General features: G+C 70.9%; 14 protein-coding genes. 7 read left to right on the forward strand and 7 right to left on the reverse strand.

Going from position 1 to position 13,459, the window contains the following annotated elements; translation table 11 throughout:
- Nucleotides 1-49: 49 nt before the first annotated feature.
- Nucleotides 50-1,036 carry an NAD-dependent epimerase/dehydratase family protein gene (locus HQ603_RS02210; RefSeq protein ID WP_222682718.1) on the reverse strand — a complete coding sequence of 329 codons (987 nt, stop codon included), beginning with the start codon at nt 1,034-1,036 and terminating at the stop codon, nt 50-52.
- 58 nt (nt 1,037-1,094) lie between these two features.
- On the opposite strand from HQ603_RS02210, the gene HQ603_RS02215 reads away from it, so the two are divergent.
- A complete protein-coding gene (locus tag HQ603_RS02215) occupies nt 1,095-2,219 on the forward strand; it encodes a class I SAM-dependent methyltransferase (protein WP_222682719.1) in 1,125 nt (374 codons plus the stop codon).
- Between the two features lie 4 nt (nt 2,220-2,223).
- Here the strand turns inward: HQ603_RS02215 and HQ603_RS02220 are convergent, their stop codons facing one another.
- Entirely contained in the window at nt 2,224-2,691 is a 468-nt protein-coding gene (locus tag HQ603_RS02220) for a hypothetical protein (protein WP_222682720.1), read from the reverse strand.
- 218 nt (nt 2,692-2,909) lie between these two features.
- Here HQ603_RS02220 and HQ603_RS02225 point away from each other — a divergent pair, with 218 nt between their 5' ends.
- A complete protein-coding gene (locus HQ603_RS02225) occupies nt 2,910-3,752 on the forward strand; it encodes a Bax inhibitor-1/YccA family protein (RefSeq protein ID WP_222682721.1) in 843 nt (280 codons plus the stop codon).
- Nucleotides 3,753-3,978: 226 nt separating this feature from the next.
- Here HQ603_RS02225 and HQ603_RS02230 read toward each other — a convergent pair whose 3' ends face one another.
- Both HQ603_RS02230 and HQ603_RS02235 read right to left on the reverse strand, forming a co-directional pair.
- On the reverse strand, nt 3,979-5,196 hold the full coding sequence (locus HQ603_RS02230) for an acetyl-CoA C-acetyltransferase (protein ID WP_222682722.1): 1,218 nt from the start codon (nt 5,194-5,196) through the stop codon (nt 3,979-3,981).
- 40 nt (nt 5,197-5,236) lie between these two features.
- Nucleotides 5,237-6,223 carry an SGNH/GDSL hydrolase family protein gene (locus tag HQ603_RS02235; protein ID WP_308126313.1) on the reverse strand — a complete coding sequence of 329 codons (987 nt, stop codon included), beginning with the start codon at nt 6,221-6,223 and terminating at the stop codon, nt 5,237-5,239.
- A gap of 44 nt (nt 6,224-6,267) precedes the next feature.
- Here HQ603_RS02235 and HQ603_RS02240 point away from each other — a divergent pair, with 44 nt between their 5' ends.
- The 3 genes from HQ603_RS02240 to ilvA all read left to right on the forward strand — a co-directional run bounded on the left by HQ603_RS02240 (nt 6,268) and on the right by ilvA (nt 10,179).
- Nucleotides 6,268-7,653 (forward strand): cystathionine beta-synthase, encoded by a 1,386-nt coding sequence (locus HQ603_RS02240; protein WP_222682723.1) that lies wholly within the window; start codon nt 6,268-6,270, stop codon nt 7,651-7,653.
- A gap of 51 nt (nt 7,654-7,704) precedes the next feature.
- The gene (locus HQ603_RS02245) at nt 7,705-8,874 is read left to right on the forward strand and encodes a cystathionine gamma-synthase (protein WP_222682724.1); all 1,170 of its coding nucleotides are present in this window, start codon (nt 7,705-7,707) and stop codon (nt 8,872-8,874) included.
- Between the two features lie 87 nt (nt 8,875-8,961).
- Entirely contained in the window at nt 8,962-10,179 is a 1,218-nt protein-coding gene (gene ilvA / locus HQ603_RS02250) for a threonine ammonia-lyase (protein ID WP_222682725.1), read from the forward strand.
- A 16-nt stretch (nt 10,180-10,195) separates the two neighbouring features.
- Here the strand turns inward: ilvA and HQ603_RS02255 are convergent, their stop codons facing one another.
- The 3 genes from HQ603_RS02255 to HQ603_RS02265 all read right to left on the reverse strand — a co-directional run bounded on the left by HQ603_RS02255 (nt 10,196) and on the right by HQ603_RS02265 (nt 12,217).
- On the reverse strand, nt 10,196-10,816 hold the full coding sequence (locus HQ603_RS02255) for an FAD:protein FMN transferase (protein WP_222682726.1): 621 nt from the start codon (nt 10,814-10,816) through the stop codon (nt 10,196-10,198).
- 184 nt (nt 10,817-11,000) lie between these two features.
- The gene (gene greA / locus HQ603_RS02260; RefSeq protein ID WP_222682727.1) at nt 11,001-11,495 is read right to left on the reverse strand and encodes a transcription elongation factor GreA; all 495 of its coding nucleotides are present in this window, start codon (nt 11,493-11,495) and stop codon (nt 11,001-11,003) included.
- A gap of 281 nt (nt 11,496-11,776) precedes the next feature.
- A complete protein-coding gene (locus HQ603_RS02265) occupies nt 11,777-12,217 on the reverse strand; it encodes a DUF4307 domain-containing protein (protein ID WP_222682728.1) in 441 nt (146 codons plus the stop codon).
- A 132-nt stretch (nt 12,218-12,349) separates the two neighbouring features.
- Between HQ603_RS02265 and mca the strand changes: the two genes are divergently transcribed.
- Both mca and HQ603_RS02275 read left to right on the forward strand, forming a co-directional pair.
- Nucleotides 12,350-13,204, forward strand: a complete 855-nt coding sequence (mca, locus tag HQ603_RS02270) for a mycothiol conjugate amidase Mca (protein ID WP_222683198.1) — start codon at nt 12,350-12,352, stop codon at nt 13,202-13,204.
- 14 nt (nt 13,205-13,218) lie between these two features.
- Nucleotides 13,219-13,446 carry a hypothetical protein gene (locus tag HQ603_RS02275; RefSeq protein WP_261773297.1) on the forward strand — a complete coding sequence of 76 codons (228 nt, stop codon included), beginning with the start codon at nt 13,219-13,221 and terminating at the stop codon, nt 13,444-13,446.
- The last annotated feature ends 13 nt before the right edge of the window (nt 13,447-13,459 follow it).

Below are 13,459 nucleotides of genomic sequence, written 5' to 3' on the forward strand. Positions count from 1 at the left end.
GACGAGGACTTGAACGGTGTTCAAGTCGGCCCAATCTAACAGGAACGCCTCAGAGCGACGCGACGAGTGCGTCCAACGTGCGCTGCGAGGAGTAGCGCGGATGCCAGCCCAGCTCGCGCTTGGCCTTCGAGGTGTCCATGACCACCGACGTACGCGCCACGTGGATCCACTCGACCAGCGACGGCACGAACGGCAGGCGGCGCAGAGTCGCCGACGCCGCGGTACCCAGCACCGCCGGCACCCGCACGGGGATCGCGCCGAGCGCGGACGCCACCGTCGACAACGTCACCGTGCCGTCGCCGGCGATGTTGAACGCACCCGGCTCGGCGTCGGACGTGACGGCGAGCGCGATCGCCGCGGCGACGTCGTCGTGATGGACCAGCTGCAGCGGATGGCCCGGATCGGGGAACACCGGCCCCGGGACCTTGCCGACCAGCGCGCCGAGCGGACCCGGCAACGCGGACGCGAGCTGCCGCCACGGCATCGAGTCGGCGAGCGCGGGCGCCTTGGGACCCGCGACGATGCAGGGCCGCAGGACGAAGACCTCGAGGTCCGACCCGCCGGTCACCTCGGTGAGCACGCGCTCGAGTTCGGCCTTCTGCTCGGAGTAGTAGTGCTCGGCCGACCCCCGCGTCGGAGTGTCCTCGGTGAGCGGCGTGCGGTTGTCCGCGTGGTAGCCGTACGCCGCGACCGAGGAGGTGTAGACCAGCCGCGTGGGACGACCCGCCGCCACCGTCGCCTCGAACACGTTGCGGGTGCCCTCGAGATTGATCCGCGCGCTCTCGGTACGCGAGCCCATGATGAGAAACGCGAGATGTACGACGACGTCCGCGTCGGTCACGAAGTCGTCGACCGCCCCGCGGTCGAGGATGTCGCCCTGGCGGTACTCCGTCTTGGTCCACCCGTGTGCCGACGGGTCGAACGGTCGACGGGCCATGCCCAGGATGCGATCGACTCCCGGGTCGCGCTCGAGGGCGTCGACGGTCGAGATTCCGATCTCGCCAGTCGGTCCGGTGACGGCCACGGTGATTCCCATGTCCGAGGAGATGCCCCCGAACGGGTCGTCTCAAGCGTCCCGATGCAAGGATCGACCCATGGCAGACCTCCCCGCGGTGCTCGCCTCTCTCCGTCGAGCCCCGGACGTCGAGGCCCCCGACCTCACCGCGGTCGACGCCTCCGATCGTCTGATCCTCGCCGAGGCCGAGGCCGCCCTGGGCGCGGTGGACGGCGACCGGGTGGCCGTCGTCGGAGATCGGTACGGGGCACTGACTCTCGGGGCGGCGACCACCCACGGACTCACCGGGCTCCGGGTGCACCAGGATCCGATCACGGGTGAGCAGGCGTTGTCCCGTAACTCCGCCCGGCTGGGACTGTCCGCGGTGTACACGAGTCACCACCTGGACGCGGACCTGTTCCGCGGGGTCGGAGTGGTGCTGCTGCAACTACCGCGCAGCCTCGGCGAACTGACCGAGATCGCCGAGGCCGTGGCGCGGTGGGCCGATCCCGACGTGGCGCTCTACGCCGCCGGACGGCTCAAACACATGTCGCGGTCGATGAACGACGTCCTCGCCCGCAGCTTCACCGAGGTGACCGCGACGCGCGCCGCGCAGAAGTCGCGGGGCCTGATCGCCCGCGGTCCGATGCCGACCGATCCGCCGACCTTCCCCACTCGAACGCCGCTTCCGGAACTGGACCTGACGGTCGTGGCGCACGGTGCGGTGTTCGCCGGCGGCACACTCGATCTGGGGACACGCGTGCTCCTGCGCCACGTCGACCGCATCGCGCCGGACGCCCGGCGCATCGTCGATCTCGGGTGCGGCACCGGGCTTCTCGCGATCGCCGCGGCCCGCGCTCGACCCGACGCCGACGTGGTCGCGAGCGATCGGTCCGCGGCGGCCGTCGCGTCCGCGCGGGCCACGGCCAACCTCGCCGGCGTGCGCCTCGAAGTGCGGCGGGAGGACGCGGCGGCCGGTGTGCCCGACGCGAGCGCCGACGTGGTGCTGTGCAACCCCCCGTTCCACGAGCACACCGCGCTGCACACCGGCGGAGCCGCGAAGTTGATCGCCGCCGCCGGCCGGGTTCTCCGGCCGGGCGGGGAGATGTGGACCGTCTACAACGGTCACCTGCACCATCGCGGGGTGCTGGCGCGCGCGGTGGGGCCGACGGAGATCGTGGACCGCACCCCGAAATTCGTCGTCACGCGCAGCGTGCGGGTGTGACGGTCTACTCGAAGAAGGACCCGGCGTCCTCGGGAGTGCCGTCGATCTGGCCTCGGTGCGTGGCCGAGTTCTCCACCACGACGCCGTCGACGATCTCGGCCTCCTTGTCGGGATTCGCTGCGTCCGCGCCGTCGGTCTCGTCGGCGATGTAATCGTTCTCGTCGGGGCTGTCCACGACGCGGTCGACGAGGTCCTCCGTGAGGTCGTCGTCGGGCGTCGCCGCGACGGGGATCTCGGGGGCGTCCTCGGGCTGGACGTCGGGAACTTCCTCCGCGAGCTTCTGGTCGAGGGATTCGCCTTCGCGGGCCTCGCGTTCGGTGGTGCCGAACTTGTCCGCCTCCGCCCACGAGTCGGGCGGGGTCACCACGTCGTCGACGTCGTCGGTTCCGCGCACCTCGTCCGAGTCCAGGCTCTCGCTGGGGTCGAGGGTGTCGCCGGGGCCGTCTTCGATTCCGCCGTCTTCGATACTCATGTCCGTCCTGTTGCCGGTACGTCGAGGCGTGAAACCCGCGCGCGAGTCGCCTTGGGCACGCCTCGTTGGGCCGCGCCCTAGTACAGTCCGTTTTGTCCGATCGATGTCCGGGCGTCGGGAACTCCCCGCCGCGCCAGCGCGTTGAACGGATCGACAGGAGATCGACACGCCGCCGTCGGCGCGCGAGGTCGGTCCACACACGAAAGGGATGAGACTCGGTGCGCACTTCCAGCAACCCGGTGTTCCGCAATCTGCCCAAGCAGGCGGGAGGCGGATACGCCTCGTTCGGTTCGGCCGCCGCCGGTGCCGGTGCGGCCACCCAGCAGTTCGGTCAGCCGGCCCCGCAGCCGTACACCACCTCGGACTCGCAGCGGGCGATGACGATCGACGACGTCGTCACCAAGACCGGTGTCACGCTCGGCGTGCTCACGGTGGCGGCGATCGTGTCGTACGTCCTGGCCAGCAACAACCCCGGCCTCGCTCCGATGTTCGTCATCGGCGGTGGACTGATCGGGTTCGTCCTGGTCCTGGTGGCCACCTTCGGCCGCAAGATGGACAACCCGGCGATCGTGTTGGCCTACGCGGCGTTCGAGGGACTGTTCCTCGGCGCGCTGTCTCTTCTGTTCACCGGGCCGATGTTCGGGGTGAGCAACGGCAGCGGACTGATCGTGCAGGCCGTGCTCGGCACGTTCGGCGTGTTCTTCGGCATGCTCGTCGTCTACAAGACCGGTGCGATCCGGGTGACGCCGCGCCTGACCCGCATGGTGGTCGGCGCCCTCATCGGTGTCGTCGTCCTCATGCTCGGCAACCTGATCGCGTCGTTCTTCATGGACGGTGGTTTCGGCCTGCGTGACGGTGGACCGATCGCGATCGTCTTCAGCCTCGTCTGCATCGGCATCGCCGCGTTCAGCTTCCTGCTCGACTTCGACCAGGCCGACCAGCTGATCCGCGCCCAGGCTCCGGCCAAGGCCGCCTGGGGCGTGGCGCTCGGCCTCACCATCACCCTGGTCTGGCTCTACGTCGAGATCCTGCGTCTGCTGAGTTACTTCCAGAACGACTAGCACCACACGCACAGCAGCCCCCGACCTCGCGGTCGGGGGCTGCTGTCGTTCCGGGTGGCGCGGGTACCGAGTCACGGTGTCGCGAGCCGAGGCGACGGCGATGCCCGAGCCGTGGGCTCGACTCGCGCATCGGCGCCGGGTGCAAGCGGGGCACCTGAGCCTCACCATTCCCGGTCCCGGTGGCCTTCAATCCTGGCCGGTCCGGGCCGGGCGGCGAGACCGCCCGTCAGCTGAGGCGCTCGAGCACCATCGCCATGCCCTGGCCGCCGCCGACGCACATGGTCTCGAGGCCGAACTGCTTGTCGTGCGCACGGAGGTTGTTGAGCAGCGTCGCGGTGATGCGCGCTCCCGTCATGCCGAACGGGTGACCCAGCGCGATGGCGCCACCGGAGACGTTCAGCTTGTCCTCGTCGATCTTCAACTCGCGCGCCGAGCCGATCACCTGCACCGCGAAGGCCTCGTTGATCTCGACCAGGTCGATGTCGTCGATCGTCTTGCCCGCGAGCGCCAGTGCCTTCTTCGACGCCTCGATGGGGCCGAGGCCCATGATCTCGGGCGACAGGCCGGAGACGCCGGTGGACACGATGCGGGCGAGCGGGGTCAGGCCCAGCTCCTTCGCCTTGGTGTCGGACATGATCACCAGGGCTGCCGCACCGTCGTTCAGCGGACAGGCGTTGCCCGCGGTGATGGTGCCGTCGGGACGGAAGACGGGCTTCAGGCCCGAGATCTTCTCGTAGGTGGTGCCCGCGCGGGGGCCGTCGTCGGTCGACACGACGGTGCCGTCGGGAAGGGTCACCGGGGTGATCTCCTTCTCGAAGTGGCCCCGCGCGATGGCCTCCTCGGCACGGTTCTGACTGCGCACACCCCAGCGGTCCTGCTCCTCGCGGGTGATGCCGGTGATCTGCGCGACGTTCTCCGCCGTCTGGCCCATCGCGATGTAGGCGTCGGGCAGCAGGCCGTCCTCACGGGGGTCGGACCAGGTCTCGCCGCCCTGCGACAGTTTCTCGGTGCGAGCCTGCGCGTCGGCGTAGATCGGGTTCTGCGTGTCCGGCAGGGAGTCCGAGGTGCCCTTGACGAAGCGCGACACCGTCTCGACTCCGGCGGAGACGAACACGTCGCCCTCGCCGGCCTTGATCGCGTGCAGCGCCATGCGCGTGGTCTGCAGCGACGACGAGCAGTACCGCGTGATGGTGGTGCCCGGGAGGAAGTCGTAGCCGAGCTGGATCGCGACGTTGCGGCCCAGGTTGAAGCCCTGTTCGCCGCCCGGCAGACCCACGCCCATGATGAGGTCGTCGATCTCGGTGGGGTCGAGGGCGGGCACCTGCGCCAGAGCCGCGGCGACCATCTGCGCGGCCAGGTCGTCGGGACGCATGTCCTTGAGCGACCCCTTCATGGCGCGTCCGATGGGGGAGCGGGCGACGGACACGATCACTGCCTCTGGCATGGAACGGACTCCTTCGTATCAGCGGTGGTGCACGATTCGGTTAGTCGACACTAACCTGTGGTCCCCACCGCGGGACGCGCCTGTTGGCCGCGGCCGTGAGACGGGAGACCACGCGGCGCCGTTCCGCCACCTCGGACTTGGCCGGCAGCGTCGGGAGGGGACCACCGGACCACTCTCCCAAAGCGGCGGCGAGCACGGGCAGGATCTGCCGCGCCGCCAGCTCGTACCCGGCCGCCGACGGATGGAACCGGTCCGCGGAGAACAGACGGTCGGGAGCGGCCAGGAACTCGGGGGCCAGCAGGTCCGCGAGCGCGACGGGATGACCGCCGGCGGCAAGGGTCGCCGACGTCTGAGCCCGCGCCAGGCGGTGACCCCAGGTGCGGACGACGCTGCGGAGCGGCTGCGGGATCGCCGTCACCACGCCCAGATCCGGGCACGTCCCCACCACCACGACGGTGCCCTCGGCGCGCAGGCGTCGTACCGCTGTCCCGAGCCGCGCGGCCGACGCCGCGACCCCGTGCTTCTTGGTGACGTCGTTGGCGCCGATGAAGACCACGGCGGCGTCCGGCGGCGTGCCCGCGACGAGCATCGCGTCGACCTGACCCTCCAGGCCCTTCGACGTCGCGCCGGGAATAGCCTTGGTGGACAGGCGGATCCGCTTCCCGGTCTCGTCGGCCAGGCCGCGGGCGACCAGCACGCCGGGCACCTCCTGTGCGGCGGTGCATCCGATGCCGGCGGCGGTGGAGTCGCCGAAGATCATCAGGTGCAGGTCGTACGGCACGCCGGGGCCGGGACGTTCGGGGTTCTCGGCGCCGGGCGCGTAGACGCCGTCGGCCTCCGGCGGCTTGCTGGTGGTCCGGCCGATGACGACCCGCGCCGCCGCGGCCTGCGCCATGAGATGGCGGTAGGCCGCCCACGACAACGTGGTCGCACCCGACCCGGCCACCACCGTCGCCGCACCGGCCTTCGCCGCGCTGCGCCACCCCCCGAACCCGTTCCCTGTCGGTCGCCCCGCCTGCCCAGTCACGTGTCCGATTCTAGGTGCGCGCCCGAGTCTGGGAGGATGGCCACATGCGCATTGCGAACAGCGTCGTCGACCTCATCGGCAACACCCCGCTGGTGAAGCTGAACACCGTCGTGGCCCCGGGATCGGCCCTGCTGGCCGCCAAGATCGAGTACCTGAACCCCGGCGGCAGCTCGAAGGACCGCATCGCGGTGAAGATGATCGACGCCGCCGAGGCGGCGGGCGAGCTGAAGCCCGGCGGCACCATCGTCGAGCCGACGTCGGGCAACACCGGTGTCGGCCTCGCCCTGGTCGCCCAGCAGCGCGGGTACAAGTGCGTCTTCGTCTGCCCGGACAAGGTGGGCGAGGACAAGCGCAACGTCCTGCGGGCGTACGGCGCCCAGGTGGTGGTGTGCCCCACGGCCGTCGCGCCGGAGGATCCGAACAGCTACTACAGCGTCTCCGACCGCCTCGTACGCGAGATCGAGGGCGCCTGGAAGCCCAACCAGTACGCCAATCCCGGTGGACCGCAGAGCCACTACGAGACCACCGGACCGGAGATCTGGGCCGACACGGACGGGAAGATCACGCACTTCGTGGCGGGCGTCGGCACCGGCGGCACCATCACCGGCACCGGGCGCTACCTCAAGGAGATGTCCGGCGGGGCGGTGAAGATCATCGGCGCCGATCCCGAGGGTTCGGTCTACTCCGGCGGCACGGGCCGGCCCTACCTGGTCGAGGGTGTGGGCGAGGACTTCTGGCCGTCGGCGTACGACCCCTCGATTCCCGACGAGATCATCGCCGTCTCCGACGCCGACTCGTTCGAGATGACCCGTCGCCTCGCCCGCGAGGAAGGTCTGCTGGTCGGCGGATCCTGCGGTATGGCCATGGTGGCGGCCCTGCAGGTGGCCGAGCGGGAGGGCCCCGACGCGCTGGTGGTCGTGCTGCTGCCCGACGGCGGCCGCGGGTACCTCGGCAAGATCTTCAACGACAAGTGGATGAGCTCCTACGGCTTCCTGCGCACCCCCCTCGAAGGAGAGAAGGTCGAGCCCACCGTCGGCGACGTGCTGCGCGGCAAGTCCGGCGCGCTGCCCGATCTGGTGCACACCCACCCGTCGGAGACGCTGCGCGACGCCATCGAGATCCTGCGCGAGTACGGGGTCTCCCAGATGCCCGTCGTCGGGGCGGAGCCGCCGGTCATGGCCGGTGAGGTCGCCGGCAGCGTCAGCGAACGCGACCTGCTCTCGGCCGTGTTCGAGGGCCGCGCGGCCCTCTCCGACGCCGTCTCGGAACACATGAGCGGCCCGTTCCCGTTGATCGGTGCGGGCGAGTCCGTCACCGCGGCCACCAAGCAGCTCGGGGACACCGACGCCGTGATGGTGGTCGAGGACGGCAAGCCCGTCGGGGTCATCACCCGACACGACCTGCTCGGGTTCGTCAGCGCAGGCAGCTAGACCCGCCACGAGCGACACGCCACGAGCGACACACGACGAGGGAGAGACGAGATGACCGACAGCAGCGCGTCGATCGAGCGTGCGGGACAGGGCTTCGCCACCCGCGCCGTGCACGCCGGGTACGAGCCGGATCCGCTCACGGGCGCCGTCAACGTTCCGATCTACGCCTCGAGTACGTTCGCGCAGGACGGCGTCGGCGGGATGCGCAGCGGCTTCGAGTACGCGCGGACCGGCAACCCCACCCGTCGACCGCTCGAGGCCAACCTCGCCGCGCTCGAGGAGGGCCGGTACGGGCGTGCGTTCTCCTCGGGGATGGCCGCGACGGACTGCGCGCTGCGCACGGTGCTGCGGCCGGGCGATCACCTGGTGATCCCGAACGACGCGTACGGCGGCACGTTCCGCCTCATCGACAAGGTGTTCACGCAGTGGAACATCGAGTACTCGGTGGCGCCGGTGTCGGACGTCGACGCGGTGCGCGCGGCCGTCCGGCCGAACACCAAGCTGGTCTGGGTCGAGACGCCGACCAACCCGCTGCTGAACGTCGGCGACATCGCCGCGCTGTCCGAGGTGGCGCACGACGCCGGCGCGAAGCTGCTGGTGGACAACACCTTCGCCTCGCCGTACCTGCAGCAGCCGCTGACCCTGGGTGCGGACATCGTGCTGCACTCGACCACCAAGTACATCGGCGGTCACTCCGACGTGGTCGGCGGAGCGCTCGTCACCGGCGACGAGGAACTCGACGCCGGGTTCGCCTTCCTGCAGAACGGCGCGGGCGGCGTGCCCGGACCGTTCGACGCGTTCCTGACGCTGCGCGGCATCAAGACGCTCGCCCTGCGCATGGAGAAGCACAGCGACAACGCCGAGCGGGTCGTCGACCTGCTCTCGGGGCACCCGGCCGTGGCGTCGGTGATCTACCCGGGCTCGCCGGAGCACCCCTCGCACGCGGTCGCCGCGCGGCAGATGCGCCGCTTCGGCGGCATGGTGTCGGTGCGCCTGACGGGCGGCCGCGAGGCGGCCCTGGACCTGTGCAAGCGGACCGAGGTGTTCACGCTGGCCGAGTCGCTCGGCGGCGTCGAGTCGCTGATCGAGCACCCCGGCGCGATGACCCACGCGTCGACGGCCGGCTCCCTGCTCGAGGTGCCGGACGATCTGGTGCGCCTGTCGGTGGGCATCGAGGACGCGGCGGATCTGGTGGCGGACCTGGAGAACGCGCTGGGCTGACGGCCCTGCAGGTCTCACGCCTCTGCAGGTCTCACGGCTCTGCAGGTCTCACGGCTCTGCGGGTCCCACGGCTCTAGAGTTCGGGTCATGGAACTGTTGACCCGAGAGGGGCTCGACCGCGCCACCGCGCGGCTGGCCCCCGTCATGCGCCGCACACCCCTGGTGGCCTCCCGTGTCCTGTCCGATCGCACGGGCCGTGAGGTGTGGCTCAAGTGCGAGAACCTGCAGCGGACGGGATCGTTCAAGCCGCGCGGGGCGTACAACCGCATCGCCGGCCTGACCGACGCCGAACGGGCCCGTGGGGTGGTGGCCGCCAGCGCCGGCAACCACGCGCAGGGGGTGGCGTGGGCGGCGGCCGAGCTGGGTGCGGAGTCGACGGTCTTCATGCCCGGCGGTGCGCCGTTGCCGAAACTGGTGGCCACCAAGTCCTACGGTGCCCGCATCCACCAGGTGGGCACCACGGTCGACGACGCGTTGGTGGCCGCGCGCGCGTTCGCCGACGACACCGGTGCGATCCTCATCCACCCCTTCGACCACATCGACGTCGTCGCCGGGCAGGCCACGGTCGGCCGCGAGATTCTGGAGCAGATGCCGTCGGTGGGCGCCATCGTCGTCCCCACCGGCGGTGGGGGGCTGGTCGCCGGCATCGCCGCCGCCGTCGCGCTCGACGAGCGGACCGTTCCGGTGGTGGGAGTGCAGGCCGAGCAGGCCGCGGCCTGGCCGGGGTCACTCGCGGCGGGGAGGCCGACGCCCACCGAGAAGATGTCCACGATGGCCGACGGCATCGCCGTGGGTCGGCCCGGCGACGTGCCGTTCGCGCACGTCAGCGCGCTGGGCGACCGCATGCTGACCGTCAGCGAGGACGCACTCTCCCGCGCCCTGCTGCTGTGCATGGAACGCGCCAAGCTCATCGTCGAGGCGGCGGGGGCGGCGGCCGTCGCCGCGCTGATGGACCACCCGTCGGAGATTCCCGGCGACGGTCCGGTGGTGGCCGTGCTGTCCGGCGGGAACATCGACCCCCTGCTGCTCACCCACGTGGTGGCGCACGGACTGCGGGCCGCTGGGCGCTACCTGACGGTGCGCATCGTCATTCCGGATCGTCCCGGCGGTCTGCTCGGCGTGCTGGGGGTGGCGCGGGACGCGGCGGCCAGCGTGGTCGACGTCGTGCACGCGCGCACGGCCGGTCGGCTCGCCATGGACGAGGTCGAGGTGATGATGACGCTCGAGACCCGCGGGCCCGACCATCGCGCGGCGGTCCTCGCCGCCTTCGAGGCGGCGGGACACTCCGTGGCCGTGCAGGAATAGGGCCGGCGGGGGTGGGTCAGGCGGCGGCGAACACGGCCGCTGCCGCCCGCTCCGCCACGCGCCGCACGGCGTCGGCGGCGTCCCGGGTGACGGCCACCGTGCCGGACGCGAGGCCGACGGTGCGACGCTCGGCGCCGTCCTCGACCGTGATCTGCCAGCCCTGCACCGGCTCGGGGCCGGCGGCGGCGACGTGGTCGGCCATGGAGACGAGGACACCGCAGCCGAAGCGGCGGGCGACGGAATCGGCGACGCGCGCCACGGCGACGGCCGGGGCGGTGGCGCCGAGGTCGAGGGTCGCGAAGCCGGGGAGGCGCACGGTGGCACCGTCCAGCTCGAGCTCGCGGAACGAGGCGTCGCGCACGGGGTCGACGTCGCCGTCGGTGATCTCGGCGGCCTCGACGGCCACGCGGAGGTGATCGGCGAGGGCGGGGCTGATGCGCACTGTGCGGCCGAAGGAGCGGTTGACCCGCTGCAGCTCCGAGGTGGCGCGCTCGGTGGAGAAGACCTCGCAGGCGACGTCGAGTTCGGCGCGGGCGAACGCGGCGGCGTCGGCGACGCGAGAGGGATCGGTGACGACCACGCGAACGTGGTGGCCGTCGATGTCGAACCCGGCGAATGCCTTCGTGGCGAGACTCATGTCGTGTGCACCTCCACTGATCGCATCGCTCCGGCGGTCACCGGGCGTTACACGGTTCGGACGACTTGTGGTGTGTCACGAGGTCGCCGTGTGTGCGCTCAGGGTGGACCGACCGCCCGGGAGATCCCCGGGAACGACGACGGCCCCGCGTCCGGTCGGACGCGGGGCCGGTCGATGACGGTGCTCAGTTGTGGTACGGCTCCGCGCTGACGAGCGTGACCTTCATGGTCTTGCCGTTGGGGAGGACGTACTCACGGGTGTCGCCGACGGTGGCGTCGATGAGCGCGCCGCCGAGCGGGGAGTTGGGCGAGTAGACCTCGAGCTTGCCGTCGCGGGCGCCTTCCTCGCGCGTCGCGATGAGGAAGGTCTCCGTGTCCGACTCGTCGCCGTCGTAGTACACCTTCACTACGGACCCGGGCAGTGCCACTCCGGAGCGGGTGGGGGCCTCGCCGACCTTCGCGTTGTTCAGCAGTTCCTGCAGCTGGCGGATACGCGCCTCCTGCTGACCCTGCTCCTCGCGCGCCGCGTGGTAGCCACCGTTCTCCTTGAGGTCGCCTTCCTCGCGACGCTCGTTGATCTCGGCGGCGATGACCGGCCGGTTGGCGATGAGCTGGTCGAGTTCGCCCTTGAGCCTGTCGTGCGACTCCTGGGTCAGCCAGGTCACCTGGGTCTCGCTCATCTCGATCACTCCTTCGTTGTCGAACGGTGTCGGCCGGCGCCCGTGCGGCGTCGGCGGCCGAGGACCGCCCACACGTGAAAAGCGAGCCCGCGCGTCGCGCGGGCTCGGTGGTGACGGGCCCTGCCGGTCCCCTCGGCCGCCCCCGGTGAGTCGAGGACGGTGGCGGTGGGACCCGTCAATGCAGCAATACACGGCTCAACCCGTGAGCCGTGTACACACCGAACTTACCACGAATCGGACCGACGAGTTCCGGAGGACGTCACCGGTCGGTCGTCCGGTCGTCACCCGCGTGTGAGGTACTCCGGCACGGTCAGGCTGCATCCGTACAGGTCCGCGAGCCCCGGCGGGGCGGACGTGATCACCTCGGTGCGGATGTCCTCCGTGCCGTTCGACGACGCCGGGATCAGGACCTCGCGACGCCCGGTCTCGGAGCCGTCGCGCGAGCGGGAGCGGACGATGCAGACGGCGGGCTCGGACGGGTCGTCCCGCGTGACCGACAGGCGCACGTCCACGCGGTCGTCGGAGACGATCTCGAAGGAGACCAGGGTGCCGTCGACGTCGGGCGTCGTGAACTTGGTGTAGCCGAGGTAGGCGATGCCGATGCCGAGGGCGATCACCAGCAGGGTCAACGTCACCGCGAGCACCCGTGACGGTGTGCGACCGCGGTCCTCGGGGTACCGACCCTCGGGGAGCGCTCGGCTGGGCGGCGGCGTGGTGCTCATCGACCACGAACCTACCGGCCCGCGCCCCGGACGATTCCGGTGGTGGGCAGGTGGGACAATCGAGGAGTGCGCCTGTCGGGGCACGAGACGACGAAGACGCGAAAGAGAGCTGACGTGAGCGGACTGCGGTTGATGGCAGTGCACGCGCATCCGGACGACGAGTCCAGCAAGGGTGCGGCCACGATGGCGCGCTACGCGGCCGAGGGGCACGAGGTCCTGGTGGTGACGCTCACCGGCGGTGAGCGTGGCGACATCCTGAACCCGGCGATGGACATCCCGGGTGTGCGCGAGCGGCTCCCGGAGGTGCGCCGCGAGGAGATGGCGGCCGCGGCCGGGATCCTCGGGGTCCGGCAGACGTGGCTCGGGTTCGTCGACTCCGGTCTTCCCGAGGGCGATCCGCTGCCGCCGCTCCCGGACGGGTGCTTCGCCCTGGTGCCGCTCGAGGAGTCCACCGAGGCGCTGGTGCGCGTGATCCGCGAGTTCCGTCCGCACGTGATGACGACGTACGACGAGAAGGGCGGCTACCCGCACCCCGATCACATCCGCTGCCACGAGGTGTCGGTGGCCGCGTACGAGGCCGCCGCCGATCCCGAGCAGTTTCCCGACGCCGGGCCGGCGTGGGAGGTGTCCAAGCTCTACTACTCGCACGGCTTCATCCGTCAGCGCATGCAGCTCTTCCACGACGAGCTGCTCGCGCGCGGCGAGGAGAGCCCGTTCGCCGACTGGCTGGCCCAGTGGTCCAAGGACCGCGACGAGATCATGGGCCGTGTCACCACCCAGGTGGAATGCGCCGACTTCTTCGACGCGCGGGACGACGCGCTGCGCGCGCACCGGACCCAGATCGACCCCAACGGCCGATTCTTCGCCGTGCCGACCGAGTTGCAGCGCAAGCTGTGGCCGACGGAGGAGTACGAGCTCGCCCGGACGCGGGTGCGGACGTCCCTGCCCGAGAACGACCTCTTCGCCGGGATCGAGGGGTCGTCGTGACGACCGCGGTCGGACTGGCGATCCTCGCCCAGAACACCACCGGGCCGGAGTTCGGCAAGGCGTCGCCGATCGGGCTGGTGATCATCGTCCTGCTGCTGATCGGCACGGCGCTGCTGGTCCGGTCGATGAACGGTCACTTCAAGAAGCTGCCGGCGTCGTTCGAACCCACCGATCCGACGCCCGATCAGGCGGTCGACGACGGCACCGACCGCGGCGGCATCGGACCCGACCCCCGAGGCTGACCCGGTTCGAGCA

The organism is Rhodococcoides corynebacterioides (assembly GCF_019834675.1).
Lineage (GTDB): Bacteria > Actinomycetota > Actinomycetes > Mycobacteriales > Mycobacteriaceae > Rhodococcoides > Rhodococcoides corynebacterioides_A.